The organism is Arthrobacter sp. BL-252-APC-1A (genome assembly GCF_009696625.1).
In the GTDB taxonomy this organism is placed as follows: domain Bacteria; phylum Actinomycetota; class Actinomycetes; order Actinomycetales; family Micrococcaceae; genus Arthrobacter_B.
Genome location: NZ_VULS01000023.1, coordinates 1 through 5531, shown reverse-complemented (window position 1 = coordinate 5531; position 5531 = coordinate 1). Strand labels below are relative to the sequence as shown.

Below are 5531 nucleotides of genomic sequence, written 5' to 3'. Positions count from 1 at the left end.
GGGGTGGGTAAAATTGTGGGGTACGTGGTACCGGACGCCACCGGTCCCCTGGTATGAGGGTGGTGGCGTGTATTCAATTGTGGTGTTCCCTGACTCAACAACGACGCGGGTTGTTGGTTGGGAACCACATAGTGGACGCAAGCAGCATGATCTTCATACCCCTTCTTTGGCGGAACCGTTTGAAGTCGTGTTCTGCCCAGGATATGTGTGGTGTAAGTTATCGGCCTATTAGTACCGGTCAGCTTCACGGGTCTTTAGTCCCCGCTTCCACATCCGGCCTATCAACCCAGTGGTCTGGCTGGGGGCCTCTCACACACAAGGTGCATGGAAATCTCATCTTGAAGCAGGCTTCCCGCTTAGATGCTTTCAGCGGTTATCCCATCCGAACGTAGCTAATCAGCGATGCACTTGGCAGTACAACTGACACACCAGAGGTTCGTCCGTCCCGGTCCTCTCGTACTAAGGACAGCCCTTCTCAAATTTCCTGCGCGCGCAGCGGATAGGGACCGAACTGTCTCACGACGTTCTAAACCCAGCTCGCGTACCGCTTTAATGGGCGAACAGCCCAACCCTTGGGACCTACTCCAGCCCCAGGATGCGACGAGCCGACATCGAGGTGCCAAACCATGCCGTCGATATGGACTCTTGGGCAAGATCAGCCTGTTATCCCCGAGGTACCTTTTATCCGTTGAGCGACGGCCATTCCACAATGTACCGCCGGATCACTAGTCCCGACTTTCGTCCCTGCTTGAGATGTCTCTCTCACAGTCAAGCTCCCTTGTGCACTTACACTCGACACCTGATTGCCAACCAGGCTGAGGGAACCTTTGGGCGCCTCCGTTACTCTTTAGGAGGCAACCGCCCCAGTTAAACTACCCATCAGGCACTGTCCCTGACCCGGATTACGGGCCGAAGTTAGATATCCAGTATGACCAGAGTGGTATTTCAACGATGACTCCACCCGAACTGGCGTCCGGGTCTCACAGTCTCCCACCTATCCTACACAAGCCACACCGAACACCAATACCAAACTATAGTAAAGGTCTCGGGGTCTTTCCGTCCTGCTGCGCGTAACGAGCATCTTTACTCGTACTGCAATTTCGCCGAGTTTATGGTTGAGACAGCGGGGAAGTCGTTACTCCATTCGTGCAGGTCGGAACTTACCCGACAAGGAATTTCGCTACCTTAGGATGGTTATAGTTACCACCGCCGTTTACTGGGGCTTAAATTCCCAGCTTCGCCCGTAAGGGCTAACCGGTCCTCTTAACCTTCCAGCACCGGGCAGGAGTCAGTCCGTATACATCGTCTTGCGACTTCGCACGGACCTGTGTTTTTAGTAAACAGTCGCTTCCCCCTGGTCTCTGCGGCCCACACCCGCTCCGGAAAGCAAGTTTCCATCACGGGGCAGGCCCCCCTTCTCCCGAAGTTACGGGGGCATTTTGCCGAGTTCCTTAACCATAATTCTCTCGATCGCCTTGGTATTCTCTACCTGATCACCTGTGTCGGTTTGGGGTACGGGCGGCTGGAACCTCGCGCCGATGCTTTTCTAGGCAGCATAGGATCACCGGATTCCCCCGTTCGGGGGTCCCATCAGATCTCAGGTTCGTCATCAAAGACACAGTGACGGATTTGCCTATCACTGACCCTACATCCTTAGACCAGGACAACCATCGCCTGGCCCGGCTACCTTCCTGCGTCACACCTGTTAATACGCTTACCTCCCGGGATACGGTCCCGCGCTCCACCAAAACCCGGAACACCACAAGGGTGCACGGGCAGGTTTCGGGCGGTTAGTTTCCCCCGTTCAGTATGGGCGGTTCTTCGCCGGTACGGGAATATCAACCCGTTGTCCATCGACTACGCCTGTCGGCCTCGCCTTAGGTCCCGACTTACCCAGGGCAGATTAGCTTGACCCTGGAACCCTTGATCATTCGGCGGACGGGTTTCTCACCCGTCTTTCGCTACTCATGCCTGCATTCTCACTCGTGTAGGCTCCACCACTGGTTTACACCGCAGCTTCACTGCCCACACGACGCTCCCCTACCCATCCAGACGGCTGAACCACGAAGGCTTACCAAAAATCTGAATGCCACAACTTCGGCGGTGTACTTGAGCCCCGCTACATTGTCGGCGCGGAATCACTTGACCAGTGAGCTATTACGCACTCTTTCAAGGATGGCTGCTTCTAAGCCAACCTCCTGGTTGTCTGGGCAACTCCACATCCTTTCCCACTTAGCACACGCTTAGGGGCCTTAGTTGGTGGTCTGGGCTGTTTCCCTCTCGACTATGAAGCTTATCCCCCACAGTCTCACTGCTGCGCTCTCACTTACCGGCATTCGGAGTTTGGCTGACGTCAGTAACCTTGTAGGGCCCATCGGCCATCCAGTAGCTCTACCTCCGGCAAGAAACACGCAACGCTGCACCTAAATGCATTTCGGGGAGAACCAGCTATCACGGAGTTTGATTGGCCTTTCACCCCTACCCACAGCTCATCCCCTCCATTTTCAACTGAAGTGGGTTCGGTCCTCCACGACGTCTTACCGTCGCTTCAACCTGGCCATGGGTAGATCACTCCGCTTCGGGTCTAGATCACGCCACTCACTCGCCCTGTTCAGACTCGCTTTCGCTACGGCTTCCCCACACGGGTTAACCTCGCGACGTAACACTAACTCGCAGGCTCATTCTTCAAAAGGCACGCTGTCACAGCAATCAGAGCTGCTCCAACGGTTTGTAGGCACACGGTTTCAGGTACTATTTCACTCCCCTCCCGGGGTACTTTTCACCTTTCCCTCACGGTACTTGTCCGCTATCGGTCATCAGGGAGTATTTAGGCTTACCAGGTGGTCCTGGCAGATTCGCACGGGATTTCTCGGGCCCCGTGCTACTTGGGATCCTCTCCAAGCGGCAGCATACATTCCGGTTACGGGGCTAACACCCTCTACGGCCTGGCTTTCAAACCAGTTCACCTATGCACCTGCACTCACTTCACCAGTCCGGCAGAACTGATACGGAAAGTCCCGCAACCCCAGTGATGCAACGCCCGCCGGCTATCACACACCACTGGTTTAGCCTCTTCCGCGTTCGCTCGCCACTACTAACGGAATCACTGTTGTTTTCTCTTCCTGCGGGTACTGAGATGTTTCACTTCCCCGCGTTCCCTCCACGCACCCTATGTGTTCAGATGCGGGTCACCCGGTCACTCGCGCGCCGGGCGGGGTTTCCCCATTCGGACATCCTGGGATCAACGCTCGGTTATCAACTCCCCCAGGCTTATCGCAGATTCCTACGTCCTTCTTCGGCTCCTGATGCCAAGGCATCCACCGTGTGCCCTTAAAAACTTGACCACAAAGATCAACAATTAATATCGCTATCGAGAAAACCATGGAAAACCAGTACAAGACCGGTCACCAGGTTTATCTGAAATTGCACTTAATAATTTTTAAGATGCTCGCGTCCACTATGTAGTTCTCAAACAACAACCCCGTCACACCCATCCACCAGACCAGGCACCCCGCAAGGGGAACCACCAGCCGGCCTCCGGCATGCGCAGGAAAAACCAGAAACAACAGATCCTGTTGCCTCAGGACCCAACAGTGTGCCAAACGATAACCCCCGGACCATGACCCCGAACCCGCTTTCCAACCCCCAGGGGGGCGTACTCACCGATCCGGAAGAAACCCGGAAGAACCTGTTCATTGATATTCCACCCATGAGCACCCGCCGAAGAACAAACGCCTTCGAAACGGGCATAACTCCTGGAAACCGTGCATCCAACACTGTGGAAGAACACAACCAGTTTCAGGTGCTCCTTAGAAAGGAGGTGATCCAGCCGCACCTTCCGGTACGGCTACCTTGTTACGACTTAGTCCCAATCGCCGGTCCCACCTTCGACGGCTCCCTCCCACAAGGGGTTAGGCCACCGGCTTCGGGTGTTACCAACTTTCGTGACTTGACGGGCGGTGTGTACAAGGCCCGGGAACGTATTCACCGCAGCGTTGCTGATCTGCGATTACTAGCGACTCCAACTTCATGAGGTCGAGTTGCAGACCTCAATCCGAACTGAGACCGGCTTTTTGGGATTAGCTCCACCTCACAGTATCGCAACCCTTTGTACCGGCCATTGTAGCATGCGTGAAGCCCAAGACATAAGGGGCATGATGATTTGACGTCGTCCCCACCTTCCTCCGAGTTGACCCCGGCAGTCTCCTATGAGTCCCCGGCATAACCCGCTGGCAACATAGAACGAGGGTTGCGCTCGTTGCGGGACTTAACCCAACATCTCACGACACGAGCTGACGACAACCATGCACCACCTGTAAACCGGCCACAAGTGGGGGACCTGTTTCCAGGCCTTTCCGGTTCATGTCAAGCCTTGGTAAGGTTCTTCGCGTTGCATCGAATTAATCCGCATGCTCCGCCGCTTGTGCGGGCCCCCGTCAATTCCTTTGAGTTTTAGCCTTGCGGCCGTACTCCCCAGGCGGGGCACTTAATGCGTTAGCTACGGCGCGGAAAACGTGGAATGTCCCCCACACCTAGTGCCCAACGTTTACGGCATGGACTACCAGGGTATCTAATCCTGTTCGCTCCCCATGCTTTCGCTCCTCAGCGTCAGTTAATGCCCAGAGACCTGCCTTCGCCATCGGTGTTCCTCCTGATATCTGCGCATTTCACCGCTACACCAGGAATTCCAGTCTCCCCTACATCACTCTAGTCTGCCCGTACCCACTGCAGACCCGGGGTTGAGCCCCGGGCTTTCACAGCAGACGCGACAAACCGCCTACGAGCTCTTTACGCCCAATAATTCCGGATAACGCTTGCGCCCTACGTATTACCGCGGCTGCTGGCACGTAGTTAGCCGGCGCTTCTTCTGCAGGTACCGTCACTTTCGCTTCTTCCCTGCTGAAAGAGGTTTACAACCCGAAGGCCGTCATCCCTCACGCGGCGTCGCTGCATCAGGCTTTCGCCCATTGTGCAATATTCCCCACTGCTGCCTCCCGTAGGAGTCTGGGCCGTGTCTCAGTCCCAGTGTGGCCGGTCACCCTCTCAGGCCGGCTACCCGTCGTCGCCTTGGTGGGCCATTACCCCAACCAACAAGCTGATAGGCCGCGAGTCCATCCAAAACCGCAATAAAGCTTTCCACCCCCATGGCATGCGCCAGGAGGTCGTATCCGGTATTAGACCCGGTTTCCCAGGCTTATCCCGAAGTCAAGGGCAGGTTACTCACGTGTTACTCACCCGTTCGCCACTAATCATTCTGTGCAAGCACAGAAGTCATCGTTCGACTTGCATGTGTTAAGCACGCCGCCAGCGTTCATCCTGAGCCAGGATCAAACTCTCCGTAAATGTGTTACAGACACACAACCGGAGCCAAGGAAAATTGGCTGCACAGTCATGCACTAAATTCGAAACCAGCTAAAAAAACCATCCACACCCACGGGGTGGGCAGGACAGCCAATTCAACCAATCAATAAATAATCGGTATCAATAAACTTGGCACACTATTGAGTTCTCAAACAACAGGCACATCCGGC

General features: G+C 55.2%; 2 rRNA genes. Both read right to left on the bottom strand.

The window, feature by feature from the left end:
• Positions 1–207 precede the first annotated feature (207 nt).
• A 23S ribosomal RNA gene (locus FYJ28_RS16975) occupies positions 208–3344 on the bottom strand.
• A 469-nt stretch (positions 3345–3813) separates the two neighbouring features.
• Positions 3814–5343 (bottom strand): 16S ribosomal RNA (locus FYJ28_RS16970).
• The 16S and 23S rRNA genes sit together here, the layout of an rRNA operon.
• Between the last annotated feature and the right edge of the window lie 188 nt (positions 5344–5531).